Annotated in this window: 17 protein-coding genes; 6 read left to right on the plus strand and 11 right to left on the minus strand. The window is 73.1% G+C overall.

Annotated elements, in window-relative coordinates:
* Positions 1-3 precede the first annotated feature (3 nt).
* Positions 4-1422 carry an ROK family protein gene (locus tag QM699_RS14100; protein WP_415011721.1) on the plus strand — a complete coding sequence of 473 codons (1419 nt, stop codon included), beginning with the start codon at positions 4-6 and terminating at the stop codon, positions 1420-1422.
* 13 nt (positions 1423-1435) lie between these two features.
* Here QM699_RS14100 and QM699_RS14105 read toward each other — a convergent pair whose 3' ends face one another.
* Complete coding sequence (locus QM699_RS14105) at positions 1436-2347, minus strand: prephenate/arogenate dehydrogenase family protein (RefSeq protein WP_415011722.1); 912 nt, start codon at positions 2345-2347, stop codon at positions 1436-1438.
* The gene (hisC, locus tag QM699_RS14110) at positions 2344-3438 is read right to left on the minus strand and encodes a histidinol-phosphate transaminase (protein ID WP_415011723.1); all 1095 of its coding nucleotides are present in this window, start codon (positions 3436-3438) and stop codon (positions 2344-2346) included. Before hisC ends, QM699_RS14105 begins: the two co-directional genes overlap by 4 nt.
* A 186-nt stretch (positions 3439-3624) precedes the next feature.
* Between hisC and QM699_RS14115 the strand changes: the two genes are divergently transcribed.
* On the plus strand, positions 3625-4089 hold the full coding sequence (locus QM699_RS14115; protein ID WP_415011724.1) for a hypothetical protein: 465 nt from the start codon (positions 3625-3627) through the stop codon (positions 4087-4089).
* A 146-nt stretch (positions 4090-4235) separates the two neighbouring features.
* Here QM699_RS14115 and QM699_RS14120 read toward each other — a convergent pair whose 3' ends face one another.
* A complete protein-coding gene (locus QM699_RS14120) occupies positions 4236-6446 on the minus strand; it encodes a primosomal protein N' (RefSeq protein WP_415011725.1) in 2211 nt (736 codons plus the stop codon).
* 221 nt (positions 6447-6667) lie between these two features.
* Between QM699_RS14120 and QM699_RS14125 the strand changes: the two genes are divergently transcribed.
* From QM699_RS14125 to QM699_RS14140, 4 genes are all read left to right on the plus strand, one after another.
* Positions 6668-7378, plus strand: a complete 711-nt coding sequence (locus QM699_RS14125; RefSeq protein WP_415011726.1) for a DUF484 family protein — start codon at positions 6668-6670, stop codon at positions 7376-7378.
* Complete coding sequence (locus tag QM699_RS14130; RefSeq protein WP_415011727.1) at positions 7375-8304, plus strand: tyrosine recombinase XerC; 930 nt, start codon at positions 7375-7377, stop codon at positions 8302-8304. Before QM699_RS14125 ends, QM699_RS14130 begins: the two co-directional genes overlap by 4 nt.
* 90 nt (positions 8305-8394) lie before the next feature.
* Entirely contained in the window at positions 8395-9492 is a 1098-nt protein-coding gene (locus tag QM699_RS14135; protein WP_415011728.1) for an alkene reductase, read from the plus strand.
* Between the two features lie 126 nt (positions 9493-9618).
* Complete coding sequence (locus QM699_RS14140; RefSeq protein ID WP_415011729.1) at positions 9619-11169, plus strand: trimethylamine methyltransferase family protein; 1551 nt, start codon at positions 9619-9621, stop codon at positions 11167-11169.
* 37 nt (positions 11170-11206) lie between these two features.
* Here the strand turns inward: QM699_RS14140 and QM699_RS14145 are convergent, their stop codons facing one another.
* From QM699_RS14145 to QM699_RS14180, 8 genes are all read right to left on the minus strand, one after another.
* Positions 11207-12304 (minus strand): flagellar basal body P-ring protein FlgI, encoded by a 1098-nt coding sequence (locus QM699_RS14145; RefSeq protein WP_415012759.1) that lies wholly within the window; start codon positions 12302-12304, stop codon positions 11207-11209.
* A gap of 17 nt (positions 12305-12321) precedes the next feature.
* The gene (locus QM699_RS14150) at positions 12322-13332 is read right to left on the minus strand and encodes a hypothetical protein (protein ID WP_415011730.1); all 1011 of its coding nucleotides are present in this window, start codon (positions 13330-13332) and stop codon (positions 12322-12324) included.
* A gap of 4 nt (positions 13333-13336) precedes the next feature.
* The gene (flgK, locus tag QM699_RS14155) at positions 13337-14803 is read right to left on the minus strand and encodes a flagellar hook-associated protein FlgK (protein ID WP_415011731.1); all 1467 of its coding nucleotides are present in this window, start codon (positions 14801-14803) and stop codon (positions 13337-13339) included.
* A 34-nt stretch (positions 14804-14837) separates the two neighbouring features.
* On the minus strand, positions 14838-16181 hold the full coding sequence (locus QM699_RS14160) for a flagellar hook protein FlgE (protein WP_415011732.1): 1344 nt from the start codon (positions 16179-16181) through the stop codon (positions 14838-14840).
* A gap of 196 nt (positions 16182-16377) precedes the next feature.
* Complete coding sequence (locus QM699_RS14165) at positions 16378-17187, minus strand: flagellar motor protein MotB (RefSeq protein WP_415011733.1); 810 nt, start codon at positions 17185-17187, stop codon at positions 16378-16380.
* Between the two features lie 141 nt (positions 17188-17328).
* Positions 17329-18327, minus strand: a complete 999-nt coding sequence (locus QM699_RS14170; RefSeq protein WP_415012760.1) for a P1 family peptidase — start codon at positions 18325-18327, stop codon at positions 17329-17331.
* Entirely contained in the window at positions 18327-19895 is a 1569-nt protein-coding gene (locus QM699_RS14175; RefSeq protein WP_415011734.1) for an ABC transporter ATP-binding protein, read from the minus strand. The genes QM699_RS14170 and QM699_RS14175 overlap by 1 nt, the downstream gene beginning before the upstream one ends.
* Positions 19892-20767, minus strand: coding sequence for an LpxI family protein (locus tag QM699_RS14180; protein WP_415011735.1), 876 nt, complete (start codon positions 20765-20767; stop codon positions 19892-19894). Before QM699_RS14180 ends, QM699_RS14175 begins: the two co-directional genes overlap by 4 nt.
* Between the last annotated feature and the right edge of the window lie 5 nt (positions 20768-20772).

The following is a 20772-nucleotide window of genomic DNA, read 5'->3' on the forward strand; positions in this document are numbered from 1 at the left end:
CGCATGTCGAGCGCCCTTGCCGCAACCGCCATCGGCATCGACATCGGCGGCACCAACCTGCGCGCCGCCCGTGTCGCAGCCGATGGCACGATCCTCGCCCGCGGCCGCGCCGCCAGCGACCGCGACCCCGGGGTGGTGCTCGACCGGCTGATCGCGCTGATCGAGGATCTCGACGACCCGAGCGTCGCCGCGATCGGTATCGGCGTGCCCGGCCGCGTCGACTTCACGCGCCGCGCGATCCTGTCGGGCGGCTATGTCGACCTGTCGGGCATCGCGGTCGCCAGCCGGCTGGAAGCGCGCTTCTCCCGGCCTGTGGTGGTCGACAACGACGCCAGCATGGCGCTGGTGGCCGAGGCCCGCATCGGCGCCGGCAGGGGCGCGCGGCACCTCGCGCTCCTGACCATCGGCACCGGCATCGGCGGCGGCCTGATCGAGGACGGCCATGTCGTCCGCGGCCGGGCCACCGCGGGCCAGCTCGGCCACATTCCCGTGGATCCCGCCGGCCCCCCCTGCCTCTGCGGCCGGATCGGCTGCGTCGAAGCCATGAGTTCCGGCACCGCCCTCGGCCGGCTGATCCGCGACGCCGGCCTGCCCCCGGGCACCACCGCCGCCGACCTGCTCGACGGCCGGGTCGACGGCGCCGAGACGGTGCTGGCCGCCTGGGCGACGCCGCTGCGGCGGGCGGTCGACGCGCTCACGGTCAGCCTCGACTGCGAGCGCGTGATCCTCGGCGGGGGCCTCGGGTGCGAGGCGGCCGAGGCGGTGTCGCGGCTGCCGGAGCTGTCGCGCTGGTATCGCAGCGAGGTTGTGGCCGCAGCACTCGGCGACGACGCGGGCGTGATCGGCGCCGGCTTTGCCGCGCTCGACGCCCGCCCGCGCGGCCGGCGGGTGGTACTGGTGAACGGCGTCCCTGCCAGCGGCAAGAGCGGTGTCGCCACCGCCCTGTCGGGCCTCACCGGCTGGCCGGTCTACGCCCTCGACACGGTGAAGGAGCCGTTCCTCACCGAGATCGCCGCCGCGCAGGGGCCCGTCGAGCGCCCGTTCAACCGGGTGCTCGGGCGTGCCAGCTACAAGGCAATCTTCGCCCTTCTCGCCGCCGCGCCGGCGGGTACGACGGCGATTGTCGACGCCTGGTTCGGCTTCCAGCCGCGCGAACTGCTGGCCGAGCTGCTCGCCACCGCCGGGATCGACGAGGTGATGGAGATTCGGTGCGCCGCGCCGCCCGAGACGGTGGCGGACCGCTACCGCGCCCGTGCCGCCGTTCGCCTGCCCGGCCACCCCGGCGCGGGCTACGCCGACGAGCTGCGCGTGCTCGCCGCCCGCGCCGGGCCGATGCGGGTCGGGCCGGTGCTTGAGGTCGACACGACCGTGCCGTTCGACGCCGCCGCCGCCGTCGCGTTCGTCACCGGCTGCCGGGCCTGACCCGCCGCCGGCGTCAGCCTCTGGAGAGGCGGCCGAAGTCGGGCGCGGCGGTGTCCTGCCCCGCGTCGATGATGCCGCGGCGGATCGCCCGCGTGCGGGTGAAATAGGCGTGCAGGTGCTCGCCGTCGCCGAGCCGGATGGCGCGCTGCAGCGCGAACAGCTCCTCGGTAAAGCGGCCGAGAATGTCGAGCGTCGCCTCCCGATTGTTCAGGAACACGTCGCGCCACATGGTCGGGTCCGAGGCCGCGATGCGCGTGAAGTCACGGAATCCGGCGGCGGAGTAGTTGATGACCTCCTGCTCCGTGACCCGGCGCACATGGTCGGCGACGCCCACCATGGTGTAGGCGATGAGGTGGGGCACGTGGCTCGTCACCGCGAGCACCAGGTCGTGGTGGTCGGCGTCCATGCAGTCGACGCGCGCGCCCAGCGCCCGCCAGAACTCCTCCAGCGCCTCGACCACCGCCGGCGCCGAGCCGGGCAGCGGCGTCAGCAGGCACCAGCGGTTGTCGAACAGCGTGGCAAAGCCCGAACCAGGCCCCGAGTGCTCGGTTCCGGCCAGCGGATGCCCGGGGACGAAATGCACGCCGTCGGGCAGGTGCGGCGCCACCGCGTCGATCACCGCGCGCTTCACCGAGCCCACGTCCGAGATCGTCGCGCCGGCGGCGAGGTGCGGCGCGATCTCGGCCGCGACGCTCGCCATGGCTCCCACCGGCACGCAGAGGATCACCAGATCGGCGCCCTCGACCGCCTCGCCGGCGGTCTCGAAGATCGTGCCGAGCCCGAGCCGCGCCGCTTCCGCCCGGGTCGAGCCGCTGCGGGCATAGCCGCGGACCTCGACCGGCGCGCCGGTGCGGCGGATGGCGTGCGAGATCGACGAGGCGATGAGTCCGAGGCCGATGAGCGCGACGCGGCGGTAGCGGATCATGCCTTCACCCGCAGGAAGTCGGCGACCGTGGCGGCGACGCGGGCGCAGGCGGCGGCATCGCCCACGGTGATGCGCAGCCCCTCGGGAAAGCCGTAGCCCGCCACGCGGCGCACGATGATGCCGGCGTCGCGCAGCGCCCGGTCGCACGCCTCGGCCTCCGCCGGGCTGGCGAAGCGGGCCAGCACGAAGTTCGCCTCGCTGTCGTCGCAGGCCACGCCGCTCGCGCGGAGCGCGGCGGTCAGGGCGGCGCGGTTCGCGGTGTTCTCCGCGAGGCAGCGCGCCGTGAAGCCGGTGTCGCGGATCGCCGCCTCGGCCGCGGCAAGCGCCGGGGCCGAGACGTTGAACGGCCCGCGCACCCGGTTCAGCACGTCGACCACGTGCGCCGGCGCATAGCCCCAGCCGACCCGCAGGCCGCCGAGCCCGTGGATCTTCGAAAAGGTGCGGGTCATCACCACGTTGTCGCGCGCGTCGACCAGGCCGGCATGCCCGTCGAAGCCCGCGACGAACTCGGCATAGGCGCCGTCGAGCACCAGGAGCGCCTGCGGCGGCAGCCCCGCCGCCAGCCGCGCCACCTCGTCCGCCCCGATCATCGTGCCGGTCGGGTTGTTGGGGTTGGCGATGAAGACCAGCGCGGTGCGCTCGGTGCAGGCGGCAAGGATCGCGTCGACGTCGGTGCATCGGGCGCGCTCGCGCACCTCGACCGGCGTCGCGCCGGCCGCGAGCGCCGAAATGCGGTACATGGCAAAGCCGTGCTCGGTGTGGACGACCTCGCGGCCCGGCCCGGCATAAGCCTGGGTCAGGAGGGCGATGATCTCGTCCGAGCCGTTGCCGCAGACGATGCGGCCGGCGTCGAGCCCGTGCACCTCGGCGATCGCGGTCCGCAGCGCGCGGTGGTCGGTGCTCGGATAGCGATGGAGGCTGACCCCGGTCGCGCGGTACGCCTCGATCGCCCGCGGCGAGGCGCCTGCCGGATTTTCGTTCGAGCTGAGCTTCAGCACCTCCGCATGACCCGCGAGGCTCGCGTCGCCGCCGACGTAGAGCTCGATGTCGAGGATACCGGGCTGCGGGCGGATCGTCGGGTGCTCGGACATGTCAAATGGCTTTCGGTTCCGGTCCCGCGCGTCTCTATCCCGCAGCGGGCGCGAATGCCAGCCGCTTCCGGCCGCGCGCATCGGTTTCAGCCTCGCGGGAATGTGCCGTTGCCGGAACGGGTTCTGCCGGGATAAGACACGCGCGCGCCCCCGGAGTGGGCCAGCCAGAAAACGAGGAGCAGATCAATGCGGATGGCAACCCTGAAGAGCGTGACGCTCGCGATACTCGGCGCGGCCGCCCTCGCGGCCTGCGCGCAGCCGAGCGGCAATTCCGTCTCGGCGAACCAGGCGCAGACGGCGCAGTCGGTGCAGTTCGGCACGGTGATTTCCAGCCGCAACGTCACCGTTCAGGGCGGAACGGGCGCCCAGACCGCGGGCGCGGTGGTCGGTGGCGTCACCGGCGCGGCGCTCGGCCAGAACATCGGCGGCGGCACCGGCCAGGTGCTCGCGACGGGTGCGGGTGCGACCGCGGGTGCGGCCGCCGGCATGGCCGCCGGCAACGCAATGGGCAGCCATCAGTCGATCGAGTGGACCGTGCGCCTCGAGAGCGGCCAGACGATCTCGGTCATCCAGGCCTCGCCGACGTTCGCCGTCGGCCAGCGCGTGCAGGTGATCGGTGGCGGCAACAACACCCGGCTCGCCCCGGCCTGACCGACAGACGCGAGGGGGTGCCCGGCACCCCTTCGCGACCGCCGGGGACCGACGCGGACCGCGCCTGCATCGACCCGACGACAACCTCTGATGCGCCGGCTGGACGGGCGGCCTCCGGGCAAGCGGATGCCCGGCCGGAGGCGCCCTCAGAAAAAGCTCTGCGGATCGACGTCGACCGTCACCCGCACCGATCCCGGCAGGGGCACGGCAGCGATCCAGGCGCGCAGCGCCGGCTGCAACGGGACGCCTTTCGCCGCGCGCACCAGCAGGCGGACCCGGTGGCGGCCGCGCACCCGCGCGATCGGCGCCGGCGCCGGACCCCAGACATCGGCCCCGAGCGTCCGCAGCGGACCGGCGTCGCGGGCGAGCGCCCGGGCCACCTCCCAGGTCCGCGCCTCGTCGCTGCCGGTGGCGATCACCCCGACCAGCCGGCCATAGGGCGGCATTCCGGCACGCCGCCGCTCGCCGGCCTCGGCCTTCCAGAAACCCTCGTCATCGCCGGAGAGGATCGCCTGCAGCGCCGGGTGCTCCGGCTGGTGCGTCTGCACCAGCGCAAGGCCCGGTCGCTCGGCGCGGCCGGCGCGGCCCGCCACCTGTCGCAGGAGCTGGAAGGTCTTCTCCGCCGCGCGCAGGTCGCCGCCCTGCAGGCCGAGGTCGGCGTCGACGACCCCGACGAGGGTCAGCGCCGGAAAATTGTGGCCCTTGGACACGATCTGCGTGCCGACGATGACGTCGGCGCCGCCGGCGGCGATCGCCTCGATCCGCGCCTTGAGCGCGCTGGCGCTCTCGGCGAGGTCGGAGGACAGGATCTCCACCCGCGCCTCCGGCCAGAGCGCCATCGCCTCCTCGGCCACCCGCTCGACGCCGGGGCCGAGCGCCGTCATCTTGCCCGCGACGCCACAGGCCGGGCACGCCTCCGGGATCGGTTTCGTCGCGCCGCACTGGTGGCAGACGAGCCGGCGGCGAAACCGGTGCTCGACCATGCGCGCATCGCAGTCGTCGCAGCCGACCTGATGGCCGCAGGCGCGGCAGATCGTCAGGGGCGCATAGCCGCGGCGGTTCAGGAACAGGAGCGACTGCTCGCCCGCGGCCAGCCGCTCGGAGACGGCGGCGGCGAGCGGCGGCGAGATCCAGCGGCCCTGCTCCGGCGCGTCGCGGCGCAGGTCGATCGCACGCATCTCCGGCAGTTCGGCGACACCGAACCGCTCGGGCAGGTCGAGGCGGGCGTACTTGCCCGCGTCGGCATTCGCCCAGCTCTCGAGCGACGGGGTGGCGGTCGCGAGCACAACCGCCGCCCCCTCGATCGACGCCCGCAGCACGGCCATGTCGCGGGCGTGGTAGCAGGCGCCGTCCTCCTGCTTGTAGGAGCCGTCGTGCTCTTCGTCGACGACGACGAGGCCGAGGTCGGCGAACGGCAGGAACAGCGCCGAGCGCGCGCCCACGACCAGCCGCGCGTCGCCGGCGGCGACCGCCATCCAGGCCCGGCGCCGCGCGGCTTGGGTCACGCCCGAGTGCCATTCCGCCGGGCGGGCGCCGAAGCGGGCCTCCACCCGGTCGAGGAAGGCCCCCGACAGCGCGATCTCCGGCAAGAGCACCAGCGCCTGCCGGCCCCGCGCCAGCGCCTCGGCCACCGCCTCGAGATAGACCTCGGTCTTGCCCGAACCAGTCACGCCCTTCAGCAGCGTCGTGCCGTAGCCTCCGGCGCGCACCGCTCCGCGCAGCTGCTCCGATGCCGCCGCCTGCGCCGGAGACAGCGGCCGGGGCGCGCGGCCGGGGTCGAGCCCGGGATAGGGCGCGTCGCGCGCCGCCGCCTCGCGCGCCAGCACGCCCTGCGCCTCGAGGCCGGACACGACCCCGGACGAGACGCCGGCGAGCGCGGCGAGCTCGCCCGGGCCGAAGCCGAGGTTGCCGTACTCGGCGATCGCGGCCAGCACCCGCGCCCGCGCGTCGGTCATCCGGTCGGGCTGCCGGCCCGTCGCCCGCAGCACCGGGCGCGCCGAGGGCGGCGCCCCGAGGCCCGGCGCCCGGGTCGCGAGGCGCAGCATCGCGGTCAGCGGCGTCAGGGTGTAGTCGGCCGCGCGCTCCAGGAACGCCCGCATCGCCTGCGACAGCGGCGGCGCGTCGAGGACGCGCGCAACGTCGCGCAGCCGGCTTGCGTCGCACCCCTCGCCCGGCCCCCACACCGCCCCGAGCACCCGGCGCGGCCCGAGGGGCACCTCGACGAGATCGCCCGCCCGCGCGCCGCCCGCGGGCGCGCGATAGTCGAGTCGCCGGTCGAGCCCCTCGGCGGTCAGCACCGAGACCGGCTCGCCGGCCGCGAAGACCCTGGCGGAATCGGGAGGGGCGAGATGTTCCATCGCCCCACAGATTGCGCCAGCCGGCCCTGTTGCCACAAGGGCTGTCGCCGGGCGCGCCGGCACAATCCTGCGCGACGGTGAATTGCCACACCGGGGCGGCAGCCGCGCGCGACCTGCGTCAAATTTCTGGCACCATGCGGATCGCGCTCATAAGATCGCCCGGCACCCGCTTCCCGCCGAGGATCCCATGACCGAGACCCCCGCATGATCGAGATGCCCGCATGACCGAGACCACGGAAGCCGCCGACATCCGCGCGCTGATCCTGCGCGACCCCGACCTGATCCTCGAGGATCAGGCGCTGATGCAGGCGCTGCTCGCCGCCGACAGCAAGGCCTACGGCCGCAAGGTCGTCGACCTGCGCGGCGTGGTGGTCGAGCGGCTGGAGGAGCGGCTCGACCGGCTGCAGGACACCCACCGCGAGGTGCTGGCCGCCGCCTACGACAACGTTGCCGGCATGAACCAGGTGCATCGCGCCTGCCTCGCGCTGCTGGAGCCGGCCGATTTCGAGGGGTTCCTCGCGGTGCTGACCCGCGACGTGGCGCCGATCCTCGCGGTCGAAGTGATCCGGCTGGCGCTGGAGATGCCCGGCACCGATGCCGGCGCCGGCGTCGGGCCCGGGGCGCTGCGCGACGCGGTCGTCGGGCTGCCCGCGGGCGGGATCGACGCCTATCTGACGCTGGGGCGCAACGTCGCGCCGCGTGCCGTCACCCTGCGCCGCGCCACCGCGCCGCTTGCCGACGTCTACGGCGCCCATGCGGGGCGGGTGCAGTCCGAGGCCCTGCTGCGGCTCGACCTCGGGCCGACCGGCCCGGTGGGGGTGCTGGCGCTCGGCGCCGGCGACGCCCGGCGGTTCAACGCCGATCAGGGCACCGACCTGCTCGCCTTCCTTGCCGGCGTGCTCGAGCGGACCCTGCGCCGCTTCGTGGGATGACGTCCGCCCTGCCCTCGGGGGGCGCGCTGGCGCTGCTCGAGGACTGGCTCGCGCAGATGGGCGCCGTGCGCGGCGCCAGCCAGAAGACGCTGATCGCCTACCGCCGCGACGTCGCCGGCTATCTCGGCTTTCTCGCCGGGCACTGGGGCGGACCGGCGGGAGAGGTCGCGCTCGCCGCGGTCTCGACCTCCGACCTGCGGGCGTGGATGGCGCACGAGCGCGGCCGTGGCCTCTCGGCGCGGTCGGTCGCACGCGCGCTGTCGGCGGTGCGCTCGTTCCACGGCTGGCTCGCCGAGGCGCGCGGCACGATCGCGCCCGCCGTCACCGCGACGCGCGGGCCGCGGGTCAAGCCGCGGCTGCCGCGCCCCGTGGCGCCGGACGCGGCGCGGGCGCTGATCGCCACGGTCGAGGCGCAGAGCCTCGAGCCGTGGGTCGCGGCCCGCGACGCCGCGGTGGTGACGCTGCTCTACGGCTGCGGCCTGCGCATCTCCGAGGCGCTGGGGCTGAAGCAGGCGGCGGCGCCGATGGGCGACATGCTGCGGGTGCGCGGCAAGGGCGGACGCGAGCGGCTGGTGCCGGTGCTGCCGGTCGCCGCCGCCGCCGTCGAGGCCTATCGCCGGCTGATGCCCTTCCCGCCGGATCCGGCGGCGCCGCTGTTTCGCGGCGTGCGCGGCGGCGAGCTGAACCAGCGGCACGTGCAGCAGATGATGGCGAACGCCCGGATGCAGCTCGGCCTGCCCGCGACCGCGACGCCGCACGCGCTGCGCCACTCGTTCGCGACCCACCTGCTCGAGGCCGGCGGCGACCTGCGCACCATCCAGGAGCTGCTCGGCCACGCGACGCTGGCGACGACCCAGATCTACACCGGCGTCGATCAGGCCCGCCTGATGGAGGTCTATGCCGCAGCGCACCCAAAGGCGCGCTGAGGCCCCTTGCAATCCCGGCCCATCGGCCCAGTTGCCCGCCCGACCGAGCGCGGCCGCCCGCGGCCGCCGGACAGGACCAGGAGACGGACAATGACCGCGAAGCTCTTCACGCCGCTCGAGGCCGGGGCACTCCGGCTGCGCAACCGGGTGGTGATGGCGCCGCTCACCCGCAACCGCGCCACGCCGGACGGCGCGGTGCCGGGGCCGCTGGCGCCGGACTACTACGGCCAGCGCGCCGGGTTCGGCCTCATCATCTCGGAGGGGACGCAGATCAGCCAGCAGGGCCAGGGCTATGCCTCGACCCCGGGCATCTTCAGCACGGCGCAGGTCGAGGGGTGGCAGCCGGTGACAGAGGCGGTCCACGCCCGCGGCGGCACCATCGTCGCGCAGATCTGGCACGTCGGCCGGGTGTCGCACACCTCGCTGCAGGCGGGCGGCGCCGCGCCGGTCGCGCCGTCCGCGCTCCGGGCGGAGTCGAAGACCTATGACGGCACCGGCTTCGTGCCGGTCTCCGAGCCGCGCGCCCTCGGGATCGACGAGATCCCCAAGGTGCTCGCGGACTATGCCCGGGCGGCACGCAATGCCCGCGCGGCGGGCTTCGACGGCGTCGAGATCCACGGGGCGAACGGCTACCTGATCGACCAGTTCCTGCGGCCGAGCGCCAACGTGCGGACCGACGCCTATGGCGGATCGGTGGAGAACCGCACGCGCTTTCTCGAGGAGGTGGTCGAGACGGTGGCGGGCGCGATCGGCGCCGACCGCGTGGGACTGCGCCTCAGCCCGTTCTCGCCGGCGAACGGCGTGGTGGTCGACGAAACGGCTTCGGAGACCTTCGCGCGCGGCATCGAGCGGATCGCGCCCTACGGCCTCGCCTTCCTGCACATGGTCGAGGGCACGACCGGCGGCTCGCGCGACCTGCCCGCGGGCGCCTCGATCGAGGCGCTCCGCACCCTCTTTCCCGGCGTCTACATCGCGAACAACGGCTACGATCGCGAGACGGCGATCACGGCCGTCGAGACCGGGCGGGCCGACGCGGTGGCCTTCGGCAGGCTCGCCATCTCCAACCCCGACCTCGCGGAGCGGCTGCACCTCGGCGCGCCGCTGAACGAACCCGACCGCGCGACGTTCTACGGCGGCGGCGCGGCGGGGTACATCGACTACCCCACGCTCGAGGCCGCCTCCGCCTGATGCCCCCGAAGGCTCGGGTCGGGGACGGCTCATGTCGCAGACGGTCGCCGGGGCGGCGGAAACTCTCGCTCCGCCGCCCCGCCGCGGGATAGGCTCGCGGCATCAGATCCGGCGGGAGGACTTCGGATGAGCGACACGGTCGAGGCGACCCCGACGCGGCGCGGTCGTGGCGGCGGCGCCGCACGTCGGGCGGAGCGCACCGCCGTCCGCGTCGAGGCCGCGCCGTTCATCCTCCGGCGCATCCCGAACTACGAGATCCTCGACGAGGACGGACTCGCGCTGATCGAGGCGAACGCCGAGACGGTGCTCGAGGAGATCGGCGTCCGATTCTCCGAGAACCCCGAGGCCCTGAAGCTCTGGCGCGATGCGGGTGCGGACGTGAAGGGCGACCGGGTGCATCTGCCGAAGGGGCTGGCGCGCGCGCTCTGCGCCACGGCACCGCGCAGTTACGTGCAGCGGGCGAGGAACCCGGAGCGCGACGTGACCGTCGGCGGCAAGGGGCTGGTGCTCGCGCCGGTCTACGGGCCGCCGTTCGTGCGCGACATGGAGGGCGGGCGCCGCTATGCGACGATCGAGGATTTCCGCAACTTCGTGAAGCTCGGCTACATGTCGAAGTGGGTGCACCACTCGGGCGGCACGCTCTGCGAGCCGACGGACGTGGCGGTGAACAAGCGGCACCTCGACATGCTGCACGCCCACATGACGCTGTCCGACAAGCCGTTCATGGGCAGCGTCACCGCGCCGGAGCGGGCAGTGGATTCGGTCGAGATGTGCCGCATCCTGTTCGGCGCCGACCGGGTCGGGCCGGAGTGCTTCCTGACGAGCCTCATCAACATCAACTCGCCGCTCAGCTTCGACGCGACGATGATGGGCGCGCTCGAGGTCTATGCCCGCGCCGGACAGGCGACGATCGTCTCGCCGTTCATCGTCGGCGGCGCGATGGCGCCGGTCAGCGTCGCGGGCACCCTGACGCAGGTGCTGGCGGAGGCGATGACCGGCATCGCCTACGCCCAGCTGGTCAATCCGGGCTGCCCGGTGATCTTCGGCGCGTTCGTGACCTCGATCGACATGAACTCCGGCGCGCCGACGTTCGGCACGCCGGAGGCGAGCAAGATCCTCTGGGGCGCGGGGCAGCTCGCCCGGCGGCTGAACCTGCCGTTCCGCTCCGGCGGGGCGCTCTGCGGCTCGAAGCTGCCGGACGCGCAGGCCGCCTACGAGAGCGCCAACACGCTGCAGGCGGCGCTTCTCGGCGGCGTCAACTTCATGCTGCACGCCTGCGGCTGGCTCGAAGGCGGGCTGGTCTCGGGGTACGAGAAGTTCGTGCTCGACGCCGACCAGCTCGGCGTCCTGCACTCGCTCGCCGAGGGGATCGACCTCAGCGAGAACGGGCAGGCGCTCGACGCGATCCGCGAGGTGGGCCCGGGCGGGCACTATCTCGGCTGCGCGCACACGCAGGCGAACTTCAAGGAGGCGTTCTGGCGGACGCAGGTGCTTGACTACCGCCCGTTCGAGGCCTGGGCGGAGGCGGGCTCGCCCGACTCCGCGACCCTGGCGAACGCGCGGGTGCGCAAGATGCTGGCCGACTACCAGGCGCCGGCGATCGACCCGGGCGTCGCGGAGGCGCTTCAGGCGTACGTGGCGCGGCGCAAGGCGTCGGAGCCGGACGCGTTCGGCTAGGTCGCGCCGAACCGGGGCAGGAGCAGAAGCCCCCGCCCTACTGCACCACGAACTCGGCGTGCAGCGCGCCGGCGGCCTTGATCGACTTCAGGATGTCGATCATGTCGCGGGCCGAGACGCCCAGCGCGTTCAGGCCAGACACCACCTCGGGCAGCGACACCGAGTTGTCGACGATGGCGAGGCCGTTGCCCGGCTCCTCCTGGATCTGCGCGTCGGTGCGCGGGATCACCACCGTCTGCCCATCGGCGAACGGGTTCGGCTGCACCACCAGCGGCTGCTCCTCGACCCGCAGCGTCAGGTTGCCCTGCGTCACCGCCACGCGGCTGATCCGCACGTCGGAGCCGAGGATGATCGTCCCCGACCGCTGGTCGACCACCACGCGGGCCTTGGTCGAGGTCTGCACCTCGAGGTTCTCGATCTGCGCCATCAGCCGCGCCGGCTGGTCGACGCCAACGCGGTTCAGGTCCAGCTCCACCGTGCCGGGATCGACCATCCGCGCGATCTTGGCACCGACATCGCGGTTGATGACCGCCTCGATGCGGGCGGCCGTGGTGAAGTCCGGGTTGCGGAGCGCGAGGCGGATGTCGCGCACCTGGGTGAAGTCGAAGGCGACCTCCCGCTCCACCCGCGCACCGGACGGGATGAGGCCGGCGGTCGGCACGCCCTGCGTCACCGTCTCGGCCTGGCCTTGGGCGACCATGCCGCCGGCGATGATCGAGCCTTGCGCCACCGCATAGATTTGCCCGTCGGCGGCGTTGAGCGGGGTCATCACCAGCGTGCCGCCGAGCAGGCTCTTCGCGTCGCCGATCGCCGAGACCGTCACGTCGACCTGGCTGCCGGCGCGGGCGAAGGGCGGCAGCGTCGCGGTGACGAGCACGGCCGCGACGTTCCTCGCCCGGATCTGCTCGCCGGTGACGTTGACGCCGAGCCGCTCCAGCAGATTGACGATGGCGTCCTCGGTGAACGGCGAGTTGCGCAGGGAGTCGCCGGAGTTGTTGAGGCCGACCACCAGACCATAGCCGAGCAGGTCGTTGCCGCGCACCCCGTCCACCTCGACCAGATCCTTGATTCGCGCCGGCGAGGCCTCGGCCGGGGCGGCGAGACCCGCGACCCAGAGGACGAGGAGCGGCAGCAGGACGAGGGCGCGCAGGATCATCGCATGTAGTCGGTAAAGCGCAGGTCGGCGAGCCGCGCGGTCACGGTGAAGATCGCGTCGAGCTGGCTCTGGAGCGCCTGATACGTCGTGGTCGACGTCTCGTAGTCGGCTTCGACCATGCTGGCCCGGGCGAGCGAAAGGGTGTTCGACTCCGCGGTGCGCGACGCCTTGGCGTTCTCCAGCGTCTGCTGATCGAAACCGATCTCGTAGCTCAGGCTCTGCGCGCCGTCCTTGGCCGCGATGAGCTCCGACCCGGCGGCGGAGAGCAGCGCCATCTTGTCCTCGTTGCTGCCGGGATAGCTGTCGCTGCCGGCGACGGCGGCCTTGGCCTGGGCCTTCAGCACCGCGACGATCCGGTCATCGGCGGCGGTGACGCCGTAGTCGAGCCGCTGCCCCTCGCCGACGTCGACCGGGGCGAGCCCGTCGGAGGAGCCGAGGTAACCCGTGGCGAAGAAGCCGCCCGACGGGCTGGTGAAATAGGCGTCGATCGCGGTCAGCGCATCCGCCGCCGTCGCCGAGCCCGCGGCCAGCGCGTCGAGGGCGGCGAGGATGTCGTCGCCCGAGGCCACGGCGGCCTGGTCGGTGGCGGTACCGGCAAAGATCGACTGGCCCGAGACCTGGACGTTGAGCTTGGCGAGCGTATCGACGAGATCGCCGCGCGCCTGCTTGGCAAGCCGCGTCGAGCTGGCCACGTCGCCCTTCGGCACCGTCTCGTTCAGCGCGACCGCGAGCGAGTTCGCGGAGTTGGCGATCGACGTGACGGTCGACTGCATGGTGTCGAGGCGCAGCTCGGTCAGCGAGATCGTCGAGGAGAACGCGGCGTTGCGCGCCAGCGAGCGGTCGAGCGAGATGAGCCGCGTGAGGTTGCCGCCGGTGGCGGCATAGCGGTCGGTCGTCTCGCCCGTCGACATTTCCTCGCCGGCCGTGTCCATCCGCTCGCGCGTCTGGGTCGCATGGCGCTGCAGGCGCTGCAGGCGGGAGAGGTCGGATCCTCCGGAAACATACATCGGATCAGTTCTCCAGCAGCAGCTGCATCAGGTCGTCGATGACGGACAGCACCTTGGCGTTGGCGGCATACGCCTGCTCGACCAGGGTCAGCGACTGCAGCTCCGAGTCGCTGTCGACGCCGGTCGCGCTCGATTCCTGCTCGGCAAGCGTCGCCTGCCGGGCGCTGAGATAGGCGCGATCCTCGTCGCTGCGCGCCCCGCGCGAGGCGAAGAACGAGGTGATCTCCGAGGCGAGCGCCGCCGCGCCGCCGCTCGACGTGGTCGAGGCAAAGCCGGTCGCGGCGCGCGACGTGGTGAAGGCGTCGGACAGCGCCTGCAGCGTGGTGCCGTCGCCGACGTTGCCCTCGCTCGTCGCGGCGAGCCCGTCGCGGAGCCGCCAGACCGCACCGCCGGACGACGGATCGACCGCGGCATTGACGGCGAGGCGGCCGGCGAGCCCGGTCTGCGTGCCCGACGCGGGGTCGACGAACAGACCGTTGCCCGAGGCGTCGAGCGCGCTCGACGGCATCAGCGACTGGAAGCGGTCGATGATATCGGCGGCATAGCCGTCCATCTCGCCCTGTACCTGCGGCGCGATGGTGTCGCGCAGCTCGAAGAGCGCGCCGAGGGTGCCGCCGTCGAAGAGGCCCGCGCCGGTGCCGGCCGTGACCGCGACCGGCCCGGTCAGCGCGCCCACGTCCTGCGACAGGCCCGAGAGGCCGGAGCCCACCGTCATGTCGGCGGTGACGGCGGTGCTGGCCGGCGTGAACGACAGCTCGTAGACCCTGCCGTCGAGCAGCGCGCCACCGTTCTGGGTGAACAGCGCCACCGCGCCGCCGTCGCGGTTCGCGACCTTCACCGGCACGACCGCCGACACGCTGTCGATCAGCTGCGCCCGCTGGTCCTCGAGGCTCGTGGTGTCGCCACCAGTGGCCGCGAGCGTCTTGATCTTGTCGTTCAGCGTGTCGATCTTGTTCAGCGCGGCGTTGACCTGCGTCACCTGCCGGCCGATCTCGGCATCGGCCTCGGTGCGCAGCGAGGCCGTCTCGTCGGAGACCCGGTTGACCGCGGAGGCCAAATCCTTTGCCACCGACACGGCGTTGTTCAGCGCCGTGGTCGACTGCGGCGACGACGTGGCCGTCATCAGCGCCGTCTCGAGCTTGGTGGCCATCGAGGCGACGGACGTGTCGCTCGACGTGTCGCCGATCGCCGTCAGGATCCGGTCGTAGGCGTCGGACCGCGTGCCGCTCGCCCCGAGCGCCGCGTCCATGGCGCGGCGCTCTGCGGTCAGCGTCGCGTTCCCGGCCCGGGTGGTACCCACCACGGTCACACCTTGGCCATAGCCGCCGAGCGCGACGGAGCTGAGCTCCGTCGTGCGGCGGGCATAGCCGGGGGTGAGGGCGTTCGCGACGTTGTTCGAGATCGTCTCGGCGAGGCGCGACTGGGCCGCGAGCCCCGAGGAGGCGTTGTTCAGTGCGCTCGAGATGCTCATCGGCGGTCCTCGTGCTGGCGGTGTGGGGGAGGGCTCAGCGCTTGAGGTTGGTGGTTTCCTGCAACATCTCGTCGACCGTCTGGATGATCTTGGCGTTCGAGGAATAGGCGCGCTGGGTCTGGATGAGCTGGGTCAGCTCGTCGGCGATGTCGGTCGTCGACTGCTCGAGGGAATAGCCCTGGATGCTGCCGGCCGGGCCGCTGCCCGAGTCCCAGAGGTAGAGCGGGCCGGAGGCGCGGGAGATGGCGAACGACTGGTTGTCGAGCACTGTCAGGCCGTCCATGTTCGGGACGTCCGCGACCGGGATCTGATAGATCGGCCGGGAGTAGCCGGTCGAGTAGACCGCCGAGAGGATGCCGTTCTCGTCGATGGTGAGGCCCGAGAACGTGCCGGCGCCGACGCCATCCGAGGTGATGCTCGTCTGGTTGAAGGCCGAGGTGAGCTGCGTGAGGTTGGTCTGGCCGCCGGGGATGCCGATGTCGACCGAGATCGCCTGGTCGCCCAGGTTCATGCTGATCTTGCCGGTCGTGGCGTCGAACGTCGAGGACGCGGGCGACGTGCCGCCGCTCAGCTGCGTGACCGAGAGCACCTGGCCGGGATTGGTCGACGTGTTGTTGAAGACCACCTGATAGCTGCCGGCCGAGACGCCGGTGGCCTGGTCGACGATGTTGAGCGTCCAGGTGTTCGAGCCCGTGCCCGAGGTGGGCACGGTCGGGGTGAACTCGAAGGACATCGTCTGCGACGCGCCGAGGTTGTCGAAGTACTCGGTCGTCGCGGTGCGCACGGTGCCGTCGCTGCCGACATGGGTCTCGTCGGCGGGCAGGTTGACCTTGAGTTCGATCTTCGACGTCGGGTCCGACGCGACGCTCGACATGTTCACCTTGACCGGGGTGAGACCCGAGGAGGCGTCACGCGGATAGTCCGGGATGGTGCCGTCGGCATTCGCCGCCCAGCCGAGCAGCGTGAGGCCGGAAGACGTGCGCAGGTAGCCGTTCGCGTCGGTGTCGAACGAGCCGGTGCTCGTCAGCATCAGCGGCATCTCCTGGCCGGTGTCATCGACCGAGGCGATCGACGTGACGGGCAGCAGGCCGCGACCGGAGATCGCGATGTCGGTCGAGTTCGACGTGGTGGCGAGCTGGCCCTTCTGCTCGATGTCCCACACCGCCGAGGTGCGCACGCCGCCGGCAGTGAACCACCGGCCACCACCGATGGTGTTCGGGGTCGAGTTGTCCGAGACGGCGAGCGACGAGAAGTCGACGTCGGCGCGCTTGTAGCCGGTGGTCTGCGAGTTCGCGATGTTGTCGGAGATGGTCGCGAGCTTGTTCGCATTCGCGTTGAGGCCGGAGACGCCGGCGTTCAGCGACGAGGAAATGCCCATGCTCAGTCCTTTTCCCTGGGGGGTCGACGATCCGGGGAGGGGGAACGGATCGCGGGGTCGGGTCTGGTGCAGACATGGACCGCAGGGATTTAAGAACCGCCTAACGGCAACCGCCCCCAGGCCGCCGCGTGGGCGGGGATGGGGGCGGGACACGGGGGAGGTTCGATCAAATACCCGGGATATTGCCGGGCGGCCCTCACTCCGGGAAGTGGCGGAGCAGGGTGATCTCGATCCGGCGGTTGCGCGAGTCGTGCGGGTCCTCGGTCGCCGGGCTGCGGTCGGCCTTGCCGGTGACGCGGGCGAGGCGGGCGTCGTCGACCCCGGCCGCAACCAGGCTCGCCCGGGCGAGCTGCGCCCGATCCGACGACAGGCGCCACGGGTCCGGCCCGCCGCGGCCGGTGTCGCCCTTCGCGAGGTTGCCGGTGATGGCCACCGGGTTTTCCGTGCGCGACAGCACGCGGCCGATCATCCCGACCAGCCGGCCGAAGATCGGGTTCGGCACGGCGCCGTCGGCGGCGAAAAGCGGCGAGCCGGGCGTGTCGAACACCTCGACGATCAGCCCCTCGTCGGTGACGCGGGTGCGGATGTGCTCCAGCATCGGGTCGGCCTGCATCGCGTCGCCGCTGCCGCCGAGCAGGGCCTGCTCGACGTCGTAGAGGCTCGCGTCGCTGCCGTCGGCCTTGGAGCCGGCGAGCGAGTCCTTCGCCGGGTCGCCCTTCTGCCCGGTCTCGTCGCGCTTCAGCGTGTCCTGGCTCAGCACGCTGTCGCCCTCGAACGGGGCGTCGCCGCCGCTGCGGCTGTCGCTGATCGGGATCGTCGGGCTGAAATAGTCGGCGAGGCCGAGCTTGGTCTTCTCGTCCGTGGTCGAGAGCAGCCACATGAGCAGGAAGAAGGCCATCATCGCCGTCACGAAGTCGGCGTAGGCAACCTTCCAGGCGCCACCGTGATGCCCCCCGGCAATCACGTTCTTGCGCTTGACGATAATGACGTTGCCGCCCTTCTCCATGGCCCCCGAGCCCCCCGATTTACCCCACCCGCGAGTTAGGCGGGGAAGCCTGAAGCCGGGGTTATCGCGGGTCTCCAAGTGTCGGGGATTTGCGGCAAATCCTGCGATCATGGGACCGGCGACGGGGCGATTGCCGCGCGCTCAGAGCTCGCACCAGCAGGGCAGCCGGTTGCCCGGTTGCGGGCGGGCGGCGAAGACGCCGCGGCAGATGGCGCGGGCGAGGCAGGCCGCCGCCGCCTGCCCGAGCTGCAGCTCGTCGAGCGGCGTCCCGACCGGGCGCGCGCCGGTCGAGACGGCGAAGATCAGGTCGCCGTCGAAGGGCGTGTGCGACGGGTGGATGGCGCGGGCAAAGCCGGCGTGCGCCATCTCGGCGAGGCGACGCGCGCCGGCCTTGTCGAGCGCGGCGTCGGTCGCGACGATGGCGATCGTGGTGTTGGTGCGCGGATCCGCCGGTCCCGGCTTGCCGAAGGCGAAAGGCTCGAGCGGCATCGCCGCGCCGGAGGCACCGAGGCCGCCGAACTCGTCGCCGACCTCCAGCGCGCCCGCGAGGAAGTGCCGGCTGCCCGGGACGAGCACGCTGCCGACGGCGTTGACCGCGACGAGCGCGCCGACGGTGGGACCGTCCGGCAGCACGAACGAGGCCGAGCCGAGGCCGCCCATCACCCGCATCGTCATCGGCCCCGTGCCGGCACCGGCCGAGCCGAGGGCAAAGTCCTCCGAGGCGGCGTCGAAGGCGGCGGCGCCGAGGCCGCGGTAGGGATTTTCCGTCCAGTCCTTCGCCCCGCCGTTCGCGAGGTCGAAGAGGATCGCCGCCGGCACGATGGGGACGGACGGAACCCCCGCCGCCACGAAGAAGCCGCGGCCCGCCGCGTGCAGGCGGTCCACCACGCCCGACGCCGCGTCGAGGCCGAAGGCCGAGCCGCCCGAGAGGACGATGGCGTCGACCTGCGACACCAGCCGGCCGGGCGCGAGCAGGTCGGTCTCGCGCGTGCCCGGCGCGCCGCCGCGGATGTCGACGGCGGCAACGAAGGGCCGGTCCGCCGTCAGCACCGTCGCGCCCGACTTCAGCCGCGCGTCGCCGGCGTTGCCGACCTTGAGGCCGGGCACGTCGGTGATGGCGTTGCGGGCCCCGGGCTGGATCATGTGGCCTCCAGCACCGGCGCGGCGGCAAGGAGCGCGCGGGTGCAGGGGTGGCGCGGGGCGGCGAAGATCGCCTCGGTCGGCCCCTGCTCGACGATCTCGCCGGCCTGCATCACCATCACCCGGTCTGTGATCGCGCGCACCACCGTCAGGTCGTGGGTGACGAAGAGATAGGCGAGCCCGTGCCGCCGCCGCAGGTCGGCCAGCAGGTCGAGGATGCGGGCGCGCACCTGCACGTCGAGCGCCGAGACCGCCTCGTCGAGCACGATGAGCTTCGGCCGCAGGATCAGCGCGCGGGCGATGGCGAGCCGCTGGCGCTGGCCGCCGGAGAACTCGTGCGGGTACTTGTCGGCGTCGGCGGGGTCGAGGCCGACCTCGGTCAGCGCCTGCGCCACCGCCTCGGCGCGGGCCGCGCCGGTGGGCGGCCGGTCGAGCAGGTGGAATGGCTCGGTGACGAGCCGGGCGACGGTCTGGCGCGGGTCGAAGCTGCCGTAGGGGTCCTGGAACACCGCCTGCATCGTCCGGCGCAGCGCGCGGGGCGTGCGCGCGCCGGCGTCGACGGCCACGCCGTCCAGAACGACGCTGCCCGCGTCGGGCCGGTCGAGGCCGAGGATGGCCCGGGCGAGCGTCGACTTGCCCGAGCCGCTCTCGCCGACCAGCCCGAGGCTTTCACCGGCGCAGAGCGTGAAGCTGACGTCGCGGACGGCGGCCGTGCCCGGCCCCGCGCGGCGAAAGCCACGGGCGGGATAGCTGCGGCAGAGGCCCTGCACGCGCAGGAGCGGCACCTCGGCCGGGGCGGGGCCGAGCGCCGAGCGGTGGCCGGAGGCGAGGATCAACGCGCGGGTGTAGGGATGCCGCGGCGCGGCCAGCACCTCCGCCGTCGGGCCGCTCTCGACCACCTCGCCCGCGCGCATTACCGCGAGGCGATCGGCAAGGCCCGCGACGACGGCGAGGTCGTGGGTGATGAAGACCAGCGCCATGCCGTCCTCGTCGACCAGCCGGCGGAGCAGGTCGAGGATCTGCGCCTGGGTCGTCACGTCGAGCGCCGTCGTCGGCTCATCGGCAACGAGCAGCTTCGGCCGCAGCGCGATCGCCATGGCGATGCCGACGCGCTGGCGCTGGCCGCCGGACAGCTCGTGCGGATAGCGCGACGGCGGCACGTGCAGGCCGACGCGCGTAAGGGTGGCCGCGGCGAGGGCTGCGGCCTCGCGGCGGCTGGCGCCACGGTGGATGCGCACCGTCTCGGCCACCTGCGCGCCGATGGTCTGCAGCGGGTTCAGCGCCGTCATCGGCTCCTGGAACACCATCGAGACGGCGGCGCCGCGCAGGCGGCACATCGCGCGCTCCGGCAGGCCGACCAGCTCGGTGCCATCGAGCCGGATCGAGCCGGCGACCTCGGCCCCATGCGGCAGCAGGCCGAGGATCGACAGCGCCGTCATCGACTTGCCCGATCCGCTCTCGCCGATCACCCCGAGGATCTCGCCCGCGTCCGCCTGCATCGAGACCGCGCGCAGGATCGGTGTGCCGTGGATCGCGACGTCCAGTCGGTCGACGGCGAGCAGGCTCACCGCTCGCGGGCCCAGAGAAACAGGCCGGCCGCGTTCGCGGCGGCGACCGTGGCGGCGTGATCGAGGATCATCACGCCGCCCGCCTCGACGACGACGCCGGCCAGGCCCGCCTTCGCCGCGGCGGCGAGCGTGCCGGGGCCGATCGCGGGAAAATCCATCCGGCGGTCCTGAGCGGGCTTCGGGCCCTTGTAGAGCACGCCCCGCGCCCGGGGCCGCAGGCCGGGGTCCGTGGCCGCGACGAAGCCGAGCATCGCATCCGTCCCCTGGATCGATTCAAGCCCGAGGCAGATGCCGCCGGCGACCACAGCGGCCTGCCCGACGTCGGCCGCGCCCATCGCCGCGACGATGGCGGCCGCCCGCGCGGCATCGGCGCGGTCGGCGTCGGAGGGCAGGACGTCGCCATGAACGCCGGGGGTTGCGGGCAACTCCGGCAGGATGTCCTGCGCCGCCTCGACCCGAAGGCCCTCGGCCTCGAAGATCTGCGCGACGAGGCGCAGCGTGGTGTCGTCGCCCGCCCGGATGCCCTTGAGCAGCCGGGGGGCGAGGCAGAGCATCTTCAGGTCGAAGGCGAGCGGGCGGATCGCGGGGCGGGCGAGACCGCCGGCGAACACCACGGCCTCCATGCCGGCCTCGCGCAGCGCGGCGAACAGGCGGCCGGGCTTCTCGAACCGGGCGGCGATCGACGGGTGGCCGTCGAGCCACGCCAGCTCAACGCCCTCGAACACCACCACCCGGTAGGGCCGTCCGCGCGTGGCGCAGGCTTCGGCCAGCAGGCGGGGCAGCTCGCCACGGCCGGCGACGATGGCGAGTCCGTCGCGTCCCGCGACCAGCGCGGGTCCGCCGCATCCCGCGGGTGGCGCGAGCCCGGCCACGGCGC

Origin of the sequence: Amaricoccus sp. (assembly GCF_047602525.1) — a bacterium.
In the GTDB taxonomy this organism is placed as follows: domain Bacteria; phylum Pseudomonadota; class Alphaproteobacteria; order Rhodobacterales; family Rhodobacteraceae; genus Amaricoccus.